Source organism: Halogranum gelatinilyticum (assembly GCF_900103715.1).
GTDB lineage: Archaea > Halobacteriota > Halobacteria > Halobacteriales > Haloferacaceae > Halogranum > Halogranum gelatinilyticum.
Window position 1 is genome coordinate 839,705 of record NZ_FNHL01000002.1, and the last position, 20,182, is coordinate 859,886.

14 protein-coding genes are annotated in these 20,182 nt (G+C 65.6%); 1 reads left to right on the plus strand and 13 read right to left on the minus strand.

Going from position 1 to position 20,182, the window contains the following annotated elements; all coding sequences use genetic code 11:
• Window positions 1-1,044 (minus strand): glycosyltransferase family 2 protein, encoded by a 1,044-nt coding sequence (locus tag BLR57_RS10830; RefSeq protein ID WP_170830609.1) that lies wholly within the window; start codon window positions 1,042-1,044, stop codon window positions 1-3.
• Window positions 1,045-1,734: 690 nt separating this feature from the next.
• Between BLR57_RS10830 and BLR57_RS10840 the strand changes: the two genes are divergently transcribed.
• Window positions 1,735-4,566 (plus strand): hypothetical protein, encoded by a 2,832-nt coding sequence (locus BLR57_RS10840; protein WP_089697529.1) that lies wholly within the window; start codon window positions 1,735-1,737, stop codon window positions 4,564-4,566.
• 71 nt (window positions 4,567-4,637) lie between these two features.
• Here BLR57_RS10840 and BLR57_RS10845 read toward each other — a convergent pair whose 3' ends face one another.
• The 12 genes from BLR57_RS10845 to BLR57_RS10895 form a co-directional block, all read right to left on the minus strand.
• A complete protein-coding gene (locus tag BLR57_RS10845) occupies window positions 4,638-5,582 on the minus strand; it encodes a glycosyltransferase family 2 protein (protein WP_089697530.1) in 945 nt (314 codons plus the stop codon).
• Between the two features lie 42 nt (window positions 5,583-5,624).
• Window positions 5,625-6,416, minus strand: coding sequence for a glycosyltransferase family 2 protein (locus BLR57_RS10850; RefSeq protein ID WP_089697531.1), 792 nt, complete (start codon window positions 6,414-6,416; stop codon window positions 5,625-5,627).
• 60 nt (window positions 6,417-6,476) lie between these two features.
• Window positions 6,477-7,610: a hypothetical protein gene (locus BLR57_RS10855; protein ID WP_089697532.1), complete on the minus strand. Its 1,134-nt coding sequence runs from the start codon at window positions 7,608-7,610 to the stop codon at window positions 6,477-6,479.
• Between the two features lie 40 nt (window positions 7,611-7,650).
• Window positions 7,651-8,151, minus strand: a complete 501-nt coding sequence (locus BLR57_RS19710) for a PGF-CTERM sorting domain-containing protein (RefSeq protein WP_244509980.1) — start codon at window positions 8,149-8,151, stop codon at window positions 7,651-7,653.
• A 97-nt stretch (window positions 8,152-8,248) separates the two neighbouring features.
• Entirely contained in the window at window positions 8,249-8,977 is a 729-nt protein-coding gene (locus BLR57_RS19715; protein WP_244509982.1) for an MSCRAMM family adhesin SdrC, read from the minus strand.
• Window positions 8,978-9,284: 307 nt separating this feature from the next.
• Window positions 9,285-10,583: a dockerin type I domain-containing protein gene (locus tag BLR57_RS10865; protein WP_089697533.1), complete on the minus strand. Its 1,299-nt coding sequence runs from the start codon at window positions 10,581-10,583 to the stop codon at window positions 9,285-9,287.
• Window positions 10,584-10,945: 362 nt separating this feature from the next.
• Window positions 10,946-12,790 (minus strand): COG1361 family protein, encoded by a 1,845-nt coding sequence (locus tag BLR57_RS10870; protein WP_089697534.1) that lies wholly within the window; start codon window positions 12,788-12,790, stop codon window positions 10,946-10,948.
• Window positions 12,791-13,143: 353 nt separating this feature from the next.
• Window positions 13,144-14,313, minus strand: a complete 1,170-nt coding sequence (locus BLR57_RS10875) for an FG-GAP repeat domain-containing protein (protein ID WP_089697535.1) — start codon at window positions 14,311-14,313, stop codon at window positions 13,144-13,146.
• 171 nt (window positions 14,314-14,484) lie between these two features.
• Complete coding sequence (locus BLR57_RS10880) at window positions 14,485-16,008, minus strand: lipopolysaccharide biosynthesis protein (RefSeq protein ID WP_170830610.1); 1,524 nt, start codon at window positions 16,006-16,008, stop codon at window positions 14,485-14,487.
• 306 nt (window positions 16,009-16,314) lie between these two features.
• Complete coding sequence (locus BLR57_RS10885) at window positions 16,315-17,508, minus strand: glycoside hydrolase family protein (protein WP_211603214.1); 1,194 nt, start codon at window positions 17,506-17,508, stop codon at window positions 16,315-16,317.
• Complete coding sequence (locus BLR57_RS10890; RefSeq protein ID WP_089697536.1) at window positions 17,505-19,031, minus strand: alkaline phosphatase family protein; 1,527 nt, start codon at window positions 19,029-19,031, stop codon at window positions 17,505-17,507. Before BLR57_RS10890 ends, BLR57_RS10885 begins: the two co-directional genes overlap by 4 nt.
• Entirely contained in the window at window positions 19,028-20,050 is a 1,023-nt protein-coding gene (locus tag BLR57_RS10895; RefSeq protein WP_170830611.1) for a GNAT family N-acetyltransferase, read from the minus strand. Before BLR57_RS10895 ends, BLR57_RS10890 begins: the two co-directional genes overlap by 4 nt.
• Window positions 20,051-20,182 lie beyond the last annotated feature (132 nt).

Below are 20,182 nucleotides of genomic sequence, written 5' to 3' on the forward strand. Positions count from 1 at the left end.
TCACCGCTCGCCCGTCGAGAGGTCCGAGACCAGCACTTCCAGATCCGCCGACTGGCGCGCGTCGACGACGGCGGCCAGAAGCGAGAAGAAGCCACCGGCCGCGAGCACGCCGAGGACGAGCCAGCCGTCGACGGTGGCGACCCCGAGCCCGAGCGCGCTCGACAGGAACGCGAGACCGACGACGACCCCCATCAGGACGCCGACGCCGCCGAGCGCGTAGTAGAGCACGGTGGGGTGGAACCGCGGGACGACGTACTTCACCTTCAGCCGGTAGAGGAAGTTCCAGAGCAAGAGCAGCGAGACGGTTCGGATGAAGTTGGGGTAGCTGATGCCGCTTCGCTCGCCGCCGTAGCGCGCCGGATGCGGGACGTCGGCGACGCGGAGGTCGTGGACGTTCAGCTCCGTCAGGAGGTCGTTGAGGAAGCCGTAGCGTTCGTAGAGACCGTCGAGGTCGATGGTTTCGAGCGCGTGTCGCGAGATCGCGGTGTAGCCGTTCTGGGAGTCCGAGACGTGCCAGTAGCCGCTGGAGACTCTGGTCAGGAACGTCAGCGTCCAGTTGCCGAACAGCCGCCACGCGCTCATCCCGAGTCGCTCCGGACTGTCGCGGAGGCGGTTACCCTTCGCGTAGTCAGCCCGACCGTCGACGATGGGGTCGAGGATGCGCGGGAGCACGTCGGGGTCCATCTGGCCGTCGCCGTTGAGGACCGCGACGACGTCCGCGCCGTCCGCGAGTGCTCGTCGGTAGCCCGTCGTGATGGAGTAGCCGACGCCGCGGTTCTCGGGGTTGCGGATCGCCGTGACGAACTCGTCGTCGGGCCCGCGCGGACCGTCCATCCCAGCCGAGTCGCCCTCGACGAGCAGTCGGCGGGCCGTGTTGGCTGCGGCCGCGTGGCGTTGCATCTCCTCGAAGGTGCTGTCGGTCGAACAGTCGTCGACGACGTAGGCACGGTCAACGAACGAGGGGAGCGTGTCGACGACGCCGCCGACGAAGCCCGCCTCGTTGTACGCCGGGACGACCACCGCGACGGTCTGTCCGCGGTACATCGTCAGGTCCTCCCGGTAGCGTCACTCGTCGTGGGCGGTTCGCTCGTCGGCCGGGAGAGTAATGTCGTCATTGGTGGACGTACGCTTCGTCGTGACGGAGCGTTGGTATGCGTGAACAGAGCAGTGTCCGTTGCTTTGTTATACGGCCACTTCTGCGGAACAGCCGGTCCCTACGCGCCGTCGGGGCGTCTACGAGCCGGTCTGTCGCCCGCCGGGGCCACCACTCGCGCCGTCGAACGCGGCGGCGAGCAGGACCGAGCGATGGGCGGGCATCTCCGGCTCCTGTCGGTTCGACGTGTCAATCAGCGTTGAGAAGACGAGCGAATCCGTACCAGTTATGTGGGGGAGTCACAAACCAGCAGCCAACCGCGACGAGCGACGACCGAAAACGGTCGGTCTGTGCAGACTGACTGGCCGAGGAGAGTTTTTTCGGATCCGTCCACAGTCGCCCGCGTCGCTCCGGGCGCACGGAACACACCACGACACCCCCGCTACGTCGTGCGTAATCCTCGGGTTTATGGCGATTAATCATAACCTTATTTTCTGTTTCTGATTCTGACTGTTCAGCCGAAAGAACTGTCTGTTCTTCCAGATAGTCTGGATATTTATGTTATTTTCGAGCCACTATCGTGTAATCTGATACACGTTATTATCAGAACATTTATTGAGTGTTTCCCGTAACGGTGGGGTATGGCACGCGAACCGGTAAGCAGAGAAGACCAGAGAGAGGCGTCGATGAGCAAGGATTCGCTCCTTGCCCGTCGTGACTATCTTCGGCTCGGTGCGGCGACCGCCGCCGTCGTGACCAGCGGTGCAGCACTCACGGGCGTTGCGGGCGCGGCGAACGAACACCGCGGCATCGGTTTCGACCGCGTCGTCGATGCGGTCGACGACCTCGGGATGGACGCGTCCGGCTCGGACCCCATCGACAGCGCGCTCGGGTCGGCCCTCGAATCGGGGACGCTGATTCGCTTCCCCGAAGGCGAGTTCCGGGTGACGGACGACTTCTACATCGGCGACACGTCGAACGTCGGCATCCTGGGCGCGGGCTCGGGGTCGACCACGTTCGTCTTCGATAGCGGCTACAACGCCGAGTTCTTCAAAGCGTCGGGCGGGACGGACGTCCTGCTCGAAGGCTTCGCGCTCGACACGACGGCCTCACACAACACGGCAGTGAACCTCACCGTCCGCGTCGACGACGGGCTCGAGATCCACGACATCGAGTGGCTCGGCTTCACGCCGAACGCCGCGAACTTCGTCGCGAACCTCGTCCCCTACGTCGAGACGGTCGACGGCGTCGGCCACGCCAGCGGCGTCAAGATGGCTGGCGGCGGCGTCGAAGGCACGTATCCCGACCGGACGAGCGGGGTGTTCATCGGCACCGCCCATCTCGGCGAGATCATCTGTACCGACTTCCACATCGAGGAGATGGGGTCGACGGCCTTCTCCGCACGCGGTCGCAAAGGGGCCATCAAGATCGAAGACAGCTACTTCGCCAACAACGACAACAGCTCCATCCGCATCGGCGGGAACCAACACCCCTCGAAGGAGTCGTGGGCGAAGAACTGTACCGTGGTCGCCGACGCCGACCTCGTCGACCATCTCGACTCCGACGAGGAGTACGGCAACACCGACCTCATCCGCGTCGGTGGCGGCCAGGAGGAGGTCCACGGCGTCATCATCGAGGATTGTACCCTCGAATACCGCTCGCATCCGCGCGGTGCCTTCTCCCGCGCTGCAATCGCGCGCCCCTCGTTCAGCGAGAACGGCGCGTTCACCGTCCGCGGCTGTACCATCGCCATCGACGCCGACGGCGTCCCCGCCATCAAGGCGACTGACGCGACGTCGAGCGTCCCGGCGGACGTCACCGTCACCGACACGCACATCACCGGCTCGGTGTCGCAGACGAACGCCGACGCGGCGATCTACGCCGAGGACAGCGACGGGACGACCATCGAGAACATCTGCATGAGCCTGCCGAACCTCGATACGGGTGTCCTCATCGAGAACTCCACGGACTGTGAAATCACGTCCTCGGACATCTACACCGCTGGCGAGGCAACCAAGTTCGTCGACAGCAACGTCGCCACCTCGGACATCACGAACGACGGTGCTTGTCGGGTTCCGGGCGAGTCCGACGATTCGACGGACGACTCGACCGACGACAGTACGACTGACGACAGTACGACCGACGACAGCACTACGGACGGGTCGACCGACGGCTCCACGGACGACAGCACGACTGACGACAGTACGACCGACGACACCACGTCCGACACCGAGGGGCTTCCCAACTCGCTCCGTCTCACTGGAAAGGGGACGTCGACCAACTACCGCTTTACCGTCTCCGAGCAGCTCAAGGCCGACCCGCAGGTCTCGGACCTCGAATCCTGGGACGACATCTCCGGCTCGACCGCCGACGGCTGGGTGACCAGCGAGTCGAACGTCGACAGCTACGCCTTCTCCGGCTCCGTTACCGACTTCGAGTTCGTCGAAGGCGACGCGACCGTCGAGCTGAACGGTAAGGTCGTCGACCCGTCGACGCTCGGCAGTACCGACGACAGCACGTCCGATGGGTCGACCGACGATTCGACTGATGGCTCCACGGACGGGTCGACCGACGACACCACCGACGGTTCCACGGACGGCTCGACCGACGACAGTACGACCGACGGTTCCACTGACGACACCACCGACGGTTCCACTGACGGCTCGACCGACGACACCACCGACGGCTCCACCGACGACACTCACACGGTTTCGATCTCCGGAACGGGCACGAGCACGAACTACCGCTTCACCGTCTCCGGCGACCTCGCTGCCGAGTCCGACGCGAACGACCTCGAATCGTGGGACGACATCACCGAGTCGACCGCGGACGGCTGGGTCACGACGGCGTCGAACGTCGACACCTACGAGTTCACCGGCGACATCGTCGAGTTCGAGTTCGTCGAGGGCGAGGGCACGGTCGAAGTCGACGGCGAGGTCGTCGACCCCTCGGCTCTCGGTCTCAGCCGGACGCTCCGTATCGTCGGCTACGACGGAGGGACGACGGCGACCTACGAGGTCACGACGAGTGGGTCGATTCGCGCCACCTCGGACGGCGACGCTGCCGCGACCTCGACCGTCGAGGACGCGATCATCGACGGCAGCCACAGCTACGAGTTCGGTGGCGACATCTCCTACTTCTCGCTCGACGGCGACGCGGAGGTCTACGTCGACGGCCGCCAGGTCGACCCCGACGCGCTGGCCAACGGCGAGCTCGTCGCCTACGAGAACCTGCTCGTCGTCGACGGCTCGGCGAACAACGGCAAGACGAAATACCAGTTCGCGGTCACGGGCGAGGTTGCCCGCAGCCCCGACCTCGGCTCCGCGGAGACCGAGGACGTCATCTCGGGCGGAACCGTCGTCGGCTCCGTCAAGGGCGACGTCGACGGCTACCGCTTCACCGGTAACATCGTCACCCTCGACGTGAACGGCTCTGCCAGCGTCGAGTTCGGCACCGCCGAAGACGGGAACTAACGAACTGACACCGGCTGAATCCGCTGGGGCGTCGTGCCGACCCGTTCTACCCCTCCACCGCTCTTTTCTCGTCAGAAGGTGCCGCTGAACCGCCGTTTGACCCGTCGGCCGTAGCGGTTCGTGAGCGGGCCGCCGAGTGCGACCGCGAGAAAGAGATACGTCCGTGTCTGTGTCGGGTCCGCCCGGAGGGATTTGAACAGATACCGGACGGCATCCCGGTAGCGACCGGCGTGGAGTGCCGACGTCCCGAGCGTCCGGGTGAGGAGTGCCACGAACTGCCGCTCGCCCCGTCGCCCCCGCTCGGCGGCGACGTACTCACGGTGAGCCTCCAAGAGACGCGGATACGAGACGTCGCGTCGCTCCTCGAAGTCGTCGGTGATCTGCTCGTGGTCGCCCTCGGTCCTGACCACGAGCGGCTCCGGAACCGAGGCGAACCGACAGTGGCGCGCGAGTCTAAACTGCCACTCCCAGTCCTGCCACGACGGCAGCCCCTCGTCCGGTAGCCCGGCCGCCTCGACGACCTCCCGCGTGACGGCGAACCGCGAGAACGAGCCGACGAGCGAGCCACCGAGGAGGACGTCGAGTGCGTCGCCGCTGAACCGCGGGAGGTTGAGACCGATCTGCGCGCCCGAACTGTCCTCGATGCGGACGCCGACCGAGACGAGACCGACGTCGGACGGCGACTCGCGGAACGTCTCGACGTACCGTTCGACGGCTGTCGGTTCCCACCGGTCGTCGTCGTCGAGGAAGGCCACGATGTCGCCGCGGCTCTCGCGGATACCCGTGTTGCGGGCGGCGTTTGCCCCGCGATTTACCTCGTGGCGACGACAGACCGTCCGCACGAGCGCGCTCGTGTCGACCTGTTCGAGTGCCGGCGCGACCGCTTCCGGCGAGTGGTCGTCGACGACGAAGAGTTCGATTCGCTTGTACGTCTGGGCAGCGACGCTCTCGACCGCTCGGACGACGAACTCCGGGCGACCGTACGTCGGGATGACGACACTCACGAGCGGATCCATTGTCCGACTGTTCTCCTCCGACGGGCTTGGTTAGGTCGTCCTTTACGCGCGTCCGTGCCTGGAGAGCGACTCCTCCGGGCCGGGCGGCGGCGGTTCCTGCGTTCCCTTCCGAAGCATCCCGCGGGTCCGTCCGACGAACCGCGCGACGTTGCCGCCGCCGCGAGCGAGGGCGTGCTCCGGCGAGAAGCCGAGATAGTTCGCCGGATTGAGCAGGGGGAAGACGACGTTCATCCACTGTCGCGTCGTCGACAGCCCCGCCTTGTCCCAGAGATACGGCGTCTGTAGCTCCAGTTGGTACTGTTTCCGCCAGTAGTCCCGAACCGAGTCGGCGTAGGAGTGAGTGATCGCCAGCTCCGGGTCGTAGTAGATGGGATACTTCAGCAGTATCCGCTCGGCGAGTTCTTTCTCCTCGTGTCCCCAGGAGATGCGCTCGTCCCAGAGACCGACCTCGTCGAATACCTCGCGGCGACACGCGACGTTACAGCCCCAGAAGCGCGTCACGTACTTCGGCACGTCGCCGCGGTCGTAGTGGCCCGTAAACCGCTTGATGACGTCGTTTCGAGGGTGGTGGATGCGGCCGGTGACGACCGGATGCTCGTCCAAGAGTGCCGCGGCTCGTTCGAGGTAGTCCGCGACGGGATGGGAGTCGTCGTCGAGGAAGACGAGCTTGTCCGCCTTCGCTCGCCTGATGCCCGCGTTGCGGGCTTTCGTCGCCGAGTCCTCGCTCTGGATGAGGACCTCGTAGTCGTCGTACGTCCCCGCTTCGAGGGCTGCGACCGATTCGACCTCGGCAGGGGGCTTGAGTGTTGGAATGATTACGCTGAGTTCGACCATCTGTTTCGTTGTCTCCGTGTTCGTCGTCGGTACGCCGTCGTCGCCGCGCGGGAGCGCGAGTCAGTCACTCGCCTCCACCTTGCGGGGAGCGAGCGAGCGGATCGCGTCGACCATCTCCCGGTCGGTGCCGGTCTCTCCCCAGTTGGACTTCCGCGGGACCAGTGCGCGGTGGGTTCCGACGGTCTCGAACAGCTCGGCGAACACCCGGTTCTCCGCCTCGACGACGTACTCGAGATGTTTGACGGCCGAGCCGCCGGGGACGAGCGCGTCGTACGCCCGGAAATACTCCTCGAGGCGTTCGTTCCACTCGTAGAAGCTGATGGCCCGCATCGCGTCCAGTGCCGCCTCGTCGGTGAGTTCCTCGATGGTCACCCGGTCTGCCGAGGGGGCGGCCATCAGGAACACCAGATCGTCGACGGTCGAGTCGTCGATATACTTCGCCGTCGGAAACAGCCTCGAAACCTTGGTGAAGCTCCGACTCCGCTCTTTGATGTAGTAGCGGTTGAGGAACGTCACCGCCTTCCCGACGAACGAGCCGCTGGGGTCGACCTTGTCCTCGATGAGCCGGCTTACCCGCCGACGCAGGTTCTTGTCGGAGTCGTCGAACTGCGCCTGTACCGCCGGGAACGATTCGATGTTGTACGGCTGGAGGTTGACCGACAGCGGGAACCCCCGGACGCTGCCGTCGGCACCGACCCACAGCCGGTCGTCGGCGAGGAAGTTCCCGCCCGCTTCCAGCAGCGAGATGAGCGTGTTCGTCTTGCCGCCGCCGCGCCACGCGGGGAACAGGACCGTCCGGCCGTCGAGTTCCACCCCGGAGGCGTGGATCAGTGCCTGTCGGTCCTCGACCAGCGCGCTCCGCAGCTGGAACTCGATGGGGTAGATGGCGTAGAACGGCTCCCAGTTGGGCGTCACGTAGATGTGTTTCCACCCCGGCTCGACCGCCATATACTCCGAGCCCTTCCGCACGACGAACCGGCTTCCGGTCCAGCCGAAGTGGTCGTCGGGGTTGCCGAGCACGGTCTGCACCGAGAGCGGCTCTGTCGTCCGTTCGACGACGACGTCGGGTTCTCTATCGGGATTGACCACCTCGTAGTGGTCGTACATCGTGCGGAACTGGCCGGTCGACCGTCCGCCTTCGCCTCTGACCTCCAGCAACAGTTTGCCGAAGAAGTCGTAGTAGTTCGTTTTCATTGTCTTGAGTTGGTTTCTGTGGTGTCTGGTGTCGGTTCGGTTACTTGGTCCGCCGGAGGGCGATGAGGCTGACGAGGAGCAACGCCACGATGACAGCTATGACGCCGAACCCCGGCGCGCTGCCGCCGGAGATTCCCCCGGCTTGTGGCCCGTCGTCGTCGACCGTCGTCGCGACGGCTTCGAGCGACGAAACCGGTGTCCCCGTGGTCTGTGTCGCCGTCGGCTCGGTCATCGGCACGGCCGTCGCCTCCGAGGTCGGCGAGGGGGTCGGCTCCGGCGTCGGTGGCTCGCTCACCACCAGTTGGCCGACGACCTCCGTCTCACCCAGTGTGAGATTGTACGTGCCAGCAGTGCCAGCGGCGTAGGTGACCTCGAACTCGGCCGTCTTACCGGCGGCCACCGTCGCGGTCAGCGTCTCGAGGAGCTCGTCGCCGACGGACAGCGTCTCCTCGTACGTCCCTTTCGCGTCACCCTCGTTTGCGACGACGACCAGTACGGTGGTCGTGTCCCCCGGTTCGAGGGCCGCAGCCGTCACGGTCACGTTGCGGACGACGAACGCCGGTTCGGGCGAGTCGGTCGTCTTGGAGTCACCGCCGCTGCTCCCGCCGCTGCTTCCGCCGCTGCTACCTCCGCCACTGCTACCGCCGCCACCCGAACCGCTTGGCGTCGCGGTTGGTGTCGCGGTCGGTGTTGCCGTCGGCGTCGCGGTCGGTGTTGCCGTCGGCGTGGGGGTGGCCGTCGGCGTTGCGGTGGGCGTCGCTGTCGGAGTGGCCGTCGGCGTTGGCGTCGGCGTCGGCGTCACGGTCGGTGTCGCTGTTGGCGTCGCTGTCGGAGTGGCCGTCGGCGTTGGCGTCGGCGTCGGCGTCACGGTCGGTGTCGCTGTTGGCGTCGCGGTTGGTGTTGCTGTCGGCGTCGGCGTCGGCGTCGCGGTCGGCGTTGGCGTTGGCGTCACGGTCGGCGTTGGCGTCGGCGTCGGGGTTGGCGTCACGGTCGGTGTCGGGGTTGGCGTCGGCGTTGGCGTCGGCGTTGGCGTTGGCGTCGGCGTCGGCGTTGGCGTCGGCGTCGGCGTTGGCGTCGGCGTTGGCGTTGGCGTCGCGGTCGGGGTTGGCGTCGGCGTCGGCGTCACGGTCGGCGTCGGGGTTGGCGTCGGGGTTGGCGTCGGCGTCGGGTCCGCGGCGATACTGACTGTGACGCCCTCGAACGCGCTGGGAGCGACGGACTCCCCGCTCGCGCTGGACAGGACCGTGTCGCCCTCGACGAACGCGAGACTGGTCTCTTGGCCGCTCGTCCCCACCAGTTCGAGCGTCAGTTCGGCGAGCACCGGCCCGTCGACGCCGCCGACCCGCAGCTGATTGAACGTGACCCATCCCGTCTCGTTGTCGATGGTCTGGACAGGGTCTGCGAAGTCCGCACTCCCGTCGACAGCCGTGACCTGCACGACGCTGGGGTCGAACGTCAGCTTGGCCTGGTAGCCAGCGACGTTTCGCGCGTCCGTCCAGACCTGGACCGTGACCACGTCGTTCGCCGCCCCCGAGACCGGGGTGCCGTCGCCGACGTGAACCGAGACTGCATCCGAGAACGCGAAGCCGGGGATGCTCAGGCCGACCGCCGCAGTGAGCAGCACGGCCACGAGTATCGCGGCCTGCAGCCGCGTGCGGGTGGGGGCGGTCACGGTTAGCTCCCTCCGAGGTAGTTGTTCAGCGAGACGGCGTCGGCGATGTCGACGCGGCCGTCACCGTTGACGTCCGCCATCGACTGGTCGACGGAGCCGCCGCGCCCGGCGAGATGGTTCTGAATCCGAGCGACGTCGTCGCCGTCCAGATCGCCGTCGCCGTCGACGTCACCCACCCACGAGGCGGGATCGAACCGTTCGTCGAAGCGGAGGTCGAAGCTGAACTGGCTGTCGGCGTCGGTTTGGTATTCGTCGAGACTCGGCGAGTAGGTGACGAAGCTGATTCGGTCGGTTCCGCCCGCCCCGCCGCCGGGGACGAACTGGACGAGCCGCATCCAGCCGTTGCCGCCGTTCGGGTAGTCCTGGTAGTCCGCGAGTGCCTCGAAGACGGGGAGTCCCGCGTCGTTCTCGAACACCTGGTGGTACTCACCATCCGGCCTGTGGTCGTGCCCACAGCAGACGAGGAAGACCTGTGGGTTCCGCCTAATGAGCTTCTCCCAGACCTGCTCCCCGGTGTTGCCGATTCCGTTTTTTTCGAAGAGCTCGGTCGAACGTTCCCCTTTCTCCTGACGTTTTTCCTCCAGGTAGTAGTGGGTCGTCAGAATCGTGGGCAGGAACCGGTTGCTGTCGAGCACCCGCTGGGCCCAGCCGAGCGACGTCGACGCTTGGTCGGTTTCACCCGGCGGCTCCAGTTCCAGTGCCAGATGCAGGAACTCGTAGTCGCCGCCGGAGAAGTACTGATAGAAGTTCAGCGGCTTCTCCCGCGGCCCGGACCCCCCGAACCAGTCGTAGCCGTCGTACCGGCTGGCACCGAAGTACGTCTGGAAGTTCTCGATGGACGACGTTCTGTCGCCCTGGACCGCCCAGTCGTGGTTCCCCGGAATCGCCGAGTACGGCACGACGCCGTCGAGTCTCGACATCACCGCGTCGATGCGGTCCCACTCCCCGACGTCGTCACCGTTCTCGACGAGGTCGCCCTCGTGGGTGACGAACCTGATGTTCTCGGCGTCGCGGTTGTCGACGACCCACTGTGTCTGGTCGTGGGCGTACGGGATCAGTTCGTCCGTCTCGGTGTAGAACTGGGTATCCGGCATCACGGCGACGGTCCAGTAGCCCGGGTCGGCACTGACCGGGCCGCTCGTCATCGGCAGGGCGGAGAGTCCGATACCGGCACCGACGGTGCGGATGACGTCGCGGCGAGTGAGCCCGGACGACGGCGGCTCGCTCTCGCTGGACGGCAGGGTAGTGTCCTCTGTGGCCGTGAGGCGGGGACGATGCTTCGGCTGGTGTCTGTACTTCATACTCGTCTGTCACCGACATAAGGGGGAAGAATTCCCAAAGTAATGGAGTAGATAACCGATGGCGGCCGGATTCGGCGGCTCCGACCACCGCTGGTAGCTGTCGAATACCGCCGACGGCTGTGTCGCCCCCGTCGTTCACATCTCCCCCCGCGCCGACGGTTCGACTGGCGCGACTGGCGCGACTGGCGACGGGCGACACGCCTCGTGCAACGACGGGAATGCGATGGAGGCACTGCCGTCGCTGTCACGGGAGAGCGCGGTGGTCGAAAGGAAACAGAACAGTCGAAAAGAAGCGAGACAGTCGAAACAGAGTGTGGTGGTCGAAAGGAAACGAGACGGTCCGACGGGTCGAGGGGGTGCGGCTACTCGAACTGTTCGTCGTACCGCTCTTTGACCGCCTGTTTCTGGTCGGCGTTCAGCGAGTCGAAGTCGGTGCCGTACATCGACTGAGCCAGCTCCTCCCACGACTCGTAGCGGTCGCCGTCGTCGCTGGTGAACTGGGCGTCGAAGTCGGCTTCGATCTGCTGTTGGAGTTCGACGTCCAGCGAACCGAAGTCGAAGTGCCGAGTCGGCGTCTCGACGCCGTACGTCTGGCGGGCGATCTCCTCGCGAGTCAGGACATCGGTCACGGTGTATCCCGGTGCGAACGGCTGTCGGCTGTACAGTTCGTCGACCTGGGCGATGGTCTCGCCGCTGAGATCCTCGTAGTAGATGCCGTACTTCGACTGAGTGATTTCGCTGAGCGTTGCAATCCGGCTCGGCTCGGTGTCGTCGTCGGCAGTGTCGTCGCCGCCGTCACTCCCGCCCGACGAACTGCTCCGGTCCGGGTCGCCTTCGACCGCGAACGCGTCGGTCTCACCCTCGTAGTCGGTGAAGATACCGTAGACGTACGTCCCGACCGGGAGCTTGAGCGGGGTGTCTCCGGACTTCATCTCCGTGGCGAGTTCGAACGAGACCCACTCCTGTTCGCCGACGCCCAGTTTCAGCGACTCGTTGAGCCCGATCCGCTCGGGTCTGTCGTCGCCGTCGAGGTCGAGCTGTAGCCACACCGTCTGGCGGTCTTCGACGTCACCGGTGTTGGTGATTCGAGCCTCGATCTCGACCGAGAGGTCGTCGCCGTTGTAACTCCTCTTGTCGTGTCTGAGCCGCGAGACCTCGAACTGGCTGTCCTTCACGTAGACGGTCGCTGCGTCGTTCACGTCGGCAACGGTCGCCACCACCGTGGTGTTCCCGCGCGACTCGTTGGCCGTGGCGAGACTCACGTTTCGAACCAGCTGCTCACCGGCCGCGAGCGTGACGTTCTCGGTGGGGTTCTGGTGTCCGTCTTCGAATCCGACGGCGAACGTCGTCGTCCCGGCGACCTCGCCGGTGTTCGTGAGCATGACCGTCGCGTTGAGCGGCTCACCTCTGGTCACGTTGTCCGGTACCGAGGCGAACTCGACGCCGAACGTCGCTGGCTGCAGGACGGTCAACTGTCCGTCTCTGGCGTCCGTCTCCGTCTGGACCCGGTACGCGTGCGTGCCGAGCGGCAACGTCTCCGTCGAGGCCGACAGCGAGACCGTCTTCGTCTGGTTCGCCCCGAGTTCGAGGACCGTCACGTTGAGTGCCTCGCTGGTGTCGAAGCTGCCGTCGCCGTCCGTATCCACCACGAGGCTCACGAGGCGGCTTCGCGCCTCGTCGCCGAGGTTCGTCACGTCGAACGAGACGGTCAACGTGTCACCGCTGACGACGTCGGGGTCCGTCGGCACCGCCGAGAGCTGGAACCGGGGCGGCTGTTGGATGTCCACGGTTACGGCGTGGTGCTGTTCGCCCGTCTCCTCGTTACCGTCCGCGAAGACGGCGTAGCGGTACTGGCCGCTGCTCATGCGCTCGGTGCCCTGCTCGAACGTCACGAGCAGTCGCTCGGCTCCGTTGAAAGTGACCTCTCGACGTTCGGAGGTCGTCTCGAACGTCCCGTCGCCGTCGGCGTCGAACCGGAGCGAGACAGTGCCCGTCCGGGCGTCCGGCGTGGGATTCGTGACCTCCGCTGAGACACGTAACAGGCCGTCCTCGTGGCTCGTGCTGACGTTTCCGATCTCGAATGACTGGGCGGCGTCGGCCGTGGCAGCGTCGTCCGACTGTGTGCCGAAGAACACCCCACCGACCAGGACGCCGATTACGATGATGCCGAGCAGGCCGAGTCCTGCCAGACCACTCTGTGTAGACATGTGGGAGAAATAACAGCGAAAACAGACTTTGTTATACTCTCTGAAACCACACTGACCAGCCGATGCGACGTTCCGACGTCCGGCGAGCCACGCTCCGCCGCCGATGAATGGCCGACTGCATCGGTTCGTCGGCGTCAACCCGCCGGGACAGCGCGGCCGGTAGCCACTGGATACCCGTGAGCGATGAGTAGTAAGCAGCGAACAATGGGCAGTGAACGGTGAGCGACGAGCGGCGAGCAGTGAACAGCGAACAGCGAACAATGAGTGGTGAGAGGAGGCAGCGAACAATGAGCAGTGAACAGCGAACAATGAGTGGTGAGAGGAGGCAGCGAGCAGCGAACGGTGTGGCCCGCTCAGGAGAGACGGTTGTGCCAGACGTCGACGGTCCGGTGTGCGTAGCCCTTTCCGACGATGTCCATCGCCCCGTCGCCGTCGAGGTCGACCAGTTTCGCCTCGTGCGTCGGGACGCCGCGTTCGACGACTTCCGGTTCGAAGCGGCCGTCGCCCTCGTTCCAGAAGACGAACTGCCGCGGGACGTGGCCGGTTTCGAGACCCATCTCCGCGACGTAGATGTCCGGCCGCCCGTCGCCGTCGAGGTCGGCGACCTGCAACGAGTGTGGGTTCGAGAGGTCGTCGTGGAGGACCGTCAGCTCCCACGTCGGCGGGTCGAAGACCCCGAGACGGGCGCGTCGGTTCCCCTGATACGGCAGGTCGCCCTCGGTGACGACGATCTCCAGGTCGCCGTCGCCGTCGACGTCGGCCGTCGCGAGCCGCGTCCAGTTCCAGCCCTCCGCGAGCGGTTCGCGCTTCCACCCGCCGTCGTCGGCGCGGTGAAAGAGGTTCGTCCCGGCGAGGATTTCCGTGCGGCCGTCGCCGTCGATGTCGCCGACTTGGACGCCCTCGACGTTGAGGTTCTCCGCGACGACGTGGCGGTTCTCGACCGGCCACGGCTCCTGTCGCGGGTTGGTCGGGATGTCGTAGTAGAACACCGTCGCACTCTCCTGGGAGAGCGCGAGCACTTCGAGTTCGCCGTCGTCGTCGACGTCCGCGACCGCGACGTCGTGATACTTCTCGAAGTCGCTGGTGATGACGCGGCGCGTCCACTCGTCTCTCGGGTTCGCGGGCTGTTCGAACCAGTAGAGGTCGTTCCGGCCGAGGTTCTGCCCCGCAACGAGGTCGACCCGGCCGTTCCCCGTGATGTCGCCCAGCGCGCCGCCGACGGAGAGTTCCGGAGCCTTGGCGACGTCGTGACGCTTCCAGCCGGGGTTCTCGTACCAGAAGACGTTCCACTCCAGTCGCTCGATGACGTCGCCGACGAGCGGGAGCTTCCGCAGGAAGAGCCGTTTGCCCAGGACCGGCACCGTGACGGGATACGTCCCGCCGACGGCACCGACGAGGATGTCGGGCCGACCGTTTCCGGTCAGATCCGTCGGGAGACAGAAGCTCATCTGTCCCGCGGGTGGTCGGCCGTCGATACGTTCGTGTCGGAGGTTCAGCCGTCGGTCGAGTGATGCAGTGGTCATTGGTTGTAATGAAGGATGCCGATTTGGCGTCGGTTGGTCTGTCAGGCGCGAGCCAGTGGCTTTGTTATGCGTCGGTGAGCAGCCGGTAACGACTACTTAAGCCCCGGTCGGTTGCCGGGCGGAACGGCGTCAGTGAGCCGGCGCGCGATGGCGACGAAGACGGCCGCCCGGTCACTCCGAGGGGTCGGGCGAGAGGCTCTCGAGCATCCGTCCGAAGTTCCGGCGGATCTCCCACCCGAAGAGCGACTCCAGTACGACGACGGCAATCGCGTAGAGAACGGTGCCCGCGCCGACGAGCAGCACGAAGTTGAGAAGCGACCCGAACGGCAGCTGCGTCTGGACGTACCAGACGCCAACGCCCATGAAGATGCTCGCGAGACCGGGGTAGAGGAACTCGTAGAGGATGTCCGTCACGCGCATCTCCAGCTCCCGTGCGGTGATGAGGATGTCGAGCGGCATCATCGGGAAGACGAAGATGATCGTGATGGCGAGTGCCGTTCCCGTGATGCCGTAGCGCGCCGTCAGGGGGTAGATGATGATCGCCATGAGGACGACGCGGAGCGCCGAGAGCTTCGTGATGTAGTCGGGGCGGCCGACGGCCTTCCAGACCGGGCTGAAGGTCCGGCCGATAGCCCGGAGCAGCCCGTAGATGGCGAGTACCTGCATCGCCGGGACGGCGACCATCCACTCCTCGCCGAAGAACGCCATGATGAACGTGGGAGTGACGACGGCGATCCCGACCGACGCCGGGAACGCGAAGAGTGCGGTCATCCGGAGCGTCTTCAGATACGCCCGCCGGAAACTGGGCATATTGCCCTGGAGTTTCGAGAACGCGGGGAACATGACGCTCTCGACGATGCCGGAGATCTCCGTCGCTGGCGCGTTCGCAAACCGGTAGGTGTACTGGTAGAACGCCAGCATGGTCGGGTTCAGGAACCAGCCGACGAACGCGTCGTCGCCCTCGCTGTAGAGGAAGTAGAGGATCGACGAGCCAGTCAGCCACTTGCCGTAGCCGACGAGCTCCTTCGCGATCTCCAGGTCGAACTCGGGCCACGGCCGGTAGTCGTGGATGAGATACGAGATGAACAGCCGGAGGACGTCCGCGGCGAGGAAGCCCGCGACGAACGACCACGCGTCCGGCGACACCAGTGCCCAGCCGACGCTGACGGCGAACTGCGCCCCGTCGCCGACGATCTTGTAGGCGAACTCCTTGTGGAAGTCGAGGTTCTTCTGGAAGTAGACGAGACCGGGGTTCTGGAAGGCGAGGATGACCGGCGAGAGCGCGATTGCCCGGATGGGCCACGTCGCCGCCGGCTCGCCGAACACCGTCGTCGCCAACACCGGCGCGGCGAGGAACAACACGACGCCGATGAGGAGTCCGCGGGCGATTTCGAGCACCCACGTCGTGTTCAGGTGGGAGTCGACGTCCGCCTGCTCCTTTTGAATCAATGCTGCGTTCAGTCCGATGTTGGTGAACTTCCGCATCGCGCTCAGTCCGAGGAGACCGATGCCGACGATGCCAAGTTCACGGGGACCGATGAGACGGGCCAAAATCACCAGCATGGAGAGTTGGAGCACTCGGCTGGTCACGTTCTGTCCCGCCAGCCAGACGATACTCTTCGCGACCCGCTCTCCGACCGACCCGGAGGGGCTCAGTCTGCTGATAAGTGCCCGGACTCTCTCGATGGGGCTCATCTGCCCTGTAGTGTCTTCGGTGGGGGACGGGGTCGGTTGCTGTTCATATCAAGAATCATATCTGTATCGCGTAAGAGTACGATTGCGCTCTGTGGTCCATTGTTATGACTCGATTATCCTCAGCCGGTCGACATCGGCGGGGGTTAGCAGCCGTATACCCGGCGGACTGCACGGTGGTACGCACGGGATACCACCCCGGACGTCGGTCGGCGGAAACGCCGGAGACGGGCGATTCGCACAAACCGGTCAGCGGTCTGTCAGCCGACACGGGGAGTCTGTCCCCGCTGTCGGCGACGGGCCGGTCGTTCACTCGGCGTCCCGGCGGAGATAGTGGGCCAGCCCGTGGGCCATCGTCGCCTCACACCACCGCATGAGCGTGATCCGCTTCGTGTAATATCGTCGCCGCTCGTAATAGAAGCGACCCTTGCCGTTCGAGAGGTTTTCGACGGCCCACCTGATCACCGGCTGGGCGAACTCGTCGCCGAGCATCGAGAAGACGACGGCCCCCTGTGCCGAGGAGTGGACGTCGCGGGGATACTCGTGTCGCTCGTCGTTGTGCGGCGCGCCCGCGTCGGTGAACAGCCCCCGGTAGAACGGAAGTGCCGTGTCGAGCGTGCTCGCGTACCGCTCCGAGCCGGTGACGTCACCGTACCGGAGGAACGACTCGACGATGAAGCCGTTGTGGAAGTTGTCCTTCGAGAGATGCGACGACTCCGGCGGGTCGCGGTAGAGCCAGCCGCCCTCGGGTGTCTGTTGGGCGGCGACGTAGTCGAGGATGTTCGTCGCCGCCTCGCGGAGCCGGGAATCGCCCGACGCCTCGTAGAGGTTTATCAGGAGCCGCGCGCCCAGCGCGTTGGCGTTGAGCGTGTAGTTCTCCCCCGTGTCGAGGGGTTTGTACTTGATGCGCGCGCCGTCGGGATGCGTCGCGTACTCCAGATCCTCGAAGACGAAGTCGGCGGCGGTGAGCGCGACCTCGCGGTACCGGTCGTCAACGTGGGCCGCCGCCAAGAGCAGTGCCTCGACGGCGTACGCCGTGCCGACGATGCCGGGGACGTTCGGCTCGTTGCGGTAGTCGAGACCCTGCAGCGGATGTTTGTGGCCGCCGCAGAAGCCGCTGTAGCCCGTGCTCCGGTTGTCGACGAGCCACTCGACCAGCTCCCGGCCGTCGTCGAGGAACCGTCGCTGGCCGGTCAGCTCGTAGGCCCGGAAGTTCGCGATAGCGAAGAGCGCGATGCCCATGAAGTTCCGCCGCTGTTCGACGCGGAGCAGCGGGCGGACGTTGACCGGGGCGCGGCGGACGGCCTGCTGAAACACGAGGTTCAGCCACTTGTTGTCGACAGGCAGTGCTCGGAGAAGCCGGCTGCTCTCGCCGTCGTACAGGTCCCAGCCGCGGTAATCCCGCGCTCGGGCGTAGTCGAGGACGTTGACGAGCTGGTGGAGTACCCACTCGTCGTGGAGGTGGTCGGTGGCGTCGGAAAGAGTGCCGTAGTCGAGGCTCATTCGAGGTAGCCGAGGTCTTCGAGTCGCCGTTCGAGTTCGTCGGTGTCTTTGGTCTCTCGGCCGCCGTATGCCTCGAGTGGCTCTCGGGTACCCGTCTCGGGGAGCCCGTCGCGGAACGGTTCGGCGAACGCGACGCCGTCCATGTCGGTCGGAACCGGACAGTCCAGATAGCGAAGGACCGTCGGCGCGACGTCGAGAATCGACTGCATCGGAAGCTCGCCCGCCGTCACGTCGGGACCGTGGACGAGGAGGACGCCAACGGGATGGTTGCCCGAGGTCCACGAGGTGACCTGCCGCTCGACGACCGAGGGGGTCACCCCGCCGTAGATCTCCCAGGAGTCGGCGGCGGTGAGCAGCAGGTCCGGTGCCTCGTCGAGATGCGGGCCTTCGTAGACGTCTTCGGCGTAGTTGACCGCAGCGAACGGACACGCGCCGTCGACTCTGATTGCTTCGAGTTCAGCCTTCAGCTCGTCGCGGAACCGCTCGTAGTCGTCGCCGAGGCGGTCGCGGTTGATGTAGAGGGGACCCTGGCTGAGGGCGACGGCGTCCGACTCGTCCCACTGGACGCGGTTGGCGAGTTCGAACGTCGGAATCGGATAGCCGGACGCGACGAGTCGCTCGTAGAGTGCCGTCGGGAGCACCGTCCGGGCGACGGCACCGACTGTCCGCGGCGAGAGGCCGACTCGCTTCAACAGCGTGTAGAGACCGCCGGAGATGTCGTCCCCGGTCCGCCGTTCGATGGAGAGATGGCCCTCGTCGAGCAGATACTTGTTCAGCACGAAGGTGTGCTCGATGTGCGAGTGGCCGTGGTCGGAGTAGACGATCTTCGTCAGGTCGTCCGGCAGCTTGCCGAGATACTCGTCGATGAGCATCCAGCCGCGTTCGGTCTCCGGGCCGTCGCCGAACTGGTGCTGGAGGACGTTGATGTAGAACACCGTCAGGTGGATGTAGTCGTAGCCCTCCTCGAGCAGGTCGAGCAGGAGGTCGAACCGCGAACGGATCAGGTCGAGCGCGTCGTCGACGCCGCTGGACGCGTGGACGTCGTCGACGCCGACCTGCCAGCCGTACTGCTCTTCGAGGAGCGACTGGACTTCGGGCGGATACGTCATCGGCTCGTCGTCGAGAGCGACCTCGAAGGGCGCGCCGAAGCCCGAGACCATCGTCCCGTTCAGCGGCGAGGGGGGATACGTCATCGGGACGTTGAGGACGGCACACCGCTTGCCCGCCTCCGAGAGGTAGTCCCAGGTATCCGCGGTGTCGAACGACCGCGCGTCGGGCGCGGTGATACGGCCGGATTCGCGGTCGAGGTTCAGCCACCAGTAGACGCCGAGCTTGCCGGGGTTCTTCCCCGAGGTCGAACACCGCCAGGCGGGACAGGTCACGGGCGGGACGACGGTCTGCAGCGGTGCGCGGCTGCCCTCCGCGACGAGTCGCGAGAGGTTCGGCAGCTTCCCCTCGTCCATCATGCGGTCCAGCTTGTGCCAGGCGGCCCCGTCGAGTCCGAGCGTGAGCAGTCGCGTCATCGGAACCTGCGGTAGAGGTCGGAGACGACGTTCATCGTCCGCGTGCCGCGTTCGATCTCGAAGTAGAGGTTCGTCTCCGGGTTGAACTTCGCCTTGTACTTGCTGATGTGGGGGGTGTTCGCCCCGACGAAGCTGTACGTGGTCTTGCCCGCCTCGATGCCGTCGACGATGGACTCCCAGACGAGAATGTCGTTGACGTTCAGGTCGGTCTCGACGGTCGGCTTCGGCGACCCCTGCCAGAGCATCACGCTGTCCGTATCGTGAAGCATCAGGTTGCCGCTGACGGGCTCGCCGTCGATATCCAGCACGTAGACGAGGAGGCTATCCTCGGGCAGGGCGTGATAGAGGTCTTCGATGTACGCCGAGTCGAGGACGAGACCGCCGTCACCCTCGTCGTACCGGGAGTTGACGCGGCCGAGGACGTACTCGAGGCCTTCCAAGCCTCGCTCTTCGACGACGTAGGCGTCCTCCGGCGTGTTCGTCACTGCCGTTCGGGCGTCGCGTGCGAAGCCCTCCAACAGGGCCTCCTCGCCGACGGTGATGTCGAGGTCGTAGGTGTACTTCGGCATCGTCTTGAAGTCGTTCCACTGGAAGGGCCGGACGTCGTCGTAGCCGGTCTGCGTGACCGTGTGGACGTACTTCGGGTTGAGGTTCGACTCGATCCACTTCAGACAGCTCTCGATGAAGCCGAGATTGCGCTTCTCGAAGCGACGCTGTTTGAGATGCTCGTAGTTGAACAGCACCGGGCCGAGATGCGGCACACCCAGGCCGGGCGGCGGCGAGAAGACCGTCGTCACCGGCCCCTTCGTGACCTCGAAGACGGGGAAGATGCCGACCGGCTCCTGGCCCTTGTAGCCGACGAGGGGGTGGAGCGTGGCGTCGCTGTGTTCCTCGATGACGCGGAGGACCTCGTAGCGGTGGAACAGCGACCCCATCGGCGACCGCTCGACGAGGTCGTTCCACTCGCCGTGGAGTCCATCGAGTGTCGCGTCGTGCCGTGGTTCGACGGTGATACTCATCGCTCCACCTCGGACGGTGAAGACGGCTGGAGGCGGTCGGTGTCGCAAGTGGTCTGGGGGGACGTACGCATGGGTAACACGATGGGCTGAACCAACGGTACCGTCCAATATCGTTATACGTTGCATACCCCC

Excerpts from the sequence above, each read along its gene's own strand:
- BLR57_RS10845 (WP_089697530.1), bottom strand. The coding sequence starts at position 5,582 with ATGGATCCGCTCGTGAGTGTCGTCATCCCGACGTACGGTCGCCCGGAG.
- BLR57_RS10885 (WP_211603214.1), bottom strand. The coding sequence starts at position 17,508 with ATGAGCCTCGACTACGGCACTCTTTCCGACGCCACCGACCACCTCCAC.
- BLR57_RS10840 (WP_089697529.1), top strand. The coding sequence starts at position 1,735 with ATGGCACGCGAACCGGTAAGCAGAGAAGACCAGAGAGAGGCGTCGATG.
- BLR57_RS10890 (WP_089697536.1), bottom strand. The coding sequence starts at position 19,031 with ATGACGCGACTGCTCACGCTCGGACTCGACGGGGCCGCCTGGCACAAG.
- BLR57_RS10875 (WP_089697535.1), bottom strand. The coding sequence starts at position 14,313 with ATGACCACTGCATCACTCGACCGACGGCTGAACCTCCGACACGAACGT.
- BLR57_RS10880 (WP_170830610.1), bottom strand. The coding sequence starts at position 16,008 with ATGAGCCCCATCGAGAGAGTCCGGGCACTTATCAGCAGACTGAGCCCC.
- BLR57_RS10895 (WP_170830611.1), bottom strand. The coding sequence starts at position 20,050 with ATGAGTATCACCGTCGAACCACGGCACGACGCGACACTCGATGGACTC.
- BLR57_RS10850 (WP_089697531.1), bottom strand. The coding sequence starts at position 6,416 with ATGGTCGAACTCAGCGTAATCATTCCAACACTCAAGCCCCCTGCCGAG.
- BLR57_RS10855 (WP_089697532.1), bottom strand. The coding sequence starts at position 7,610 with ATGAAAACGAACTACTACGACTTCTTCGGCAAACTGTTGCTGGAGGTC.
- BLR57_RS10870 (WP_089697534.1), bottom strand. The coding sequence starts at position 12,790 with ATGTCTACACAGAGTGGTCTGGCAGGACTCGGCCTGCTCGGCATCATC.
- BLR57_RS10830 (WP_170830609.1), bottom strand. The coding sequence starts at position 1,044 with ATGTACCGCGGACAGACCGTCGCGGTGGTCGTCCCGGCGTACAACGAG.
- BLR57_RS19715 (WP_244509982.1), bottom strand. The coding sequence starts at position 8,977 with ATGGGTCACGTTCAATCAGCTGCGGGTCGGCGGCGTCGACGGGCCGGT.
- BLR57_RS10865 (WP_089697533.1), bottom strand. The coding sequence starts at position 10,583 with ATGAAGTACAGACACCAGCCGAAGCATCGTCCCCGCCTCACGGCCACA.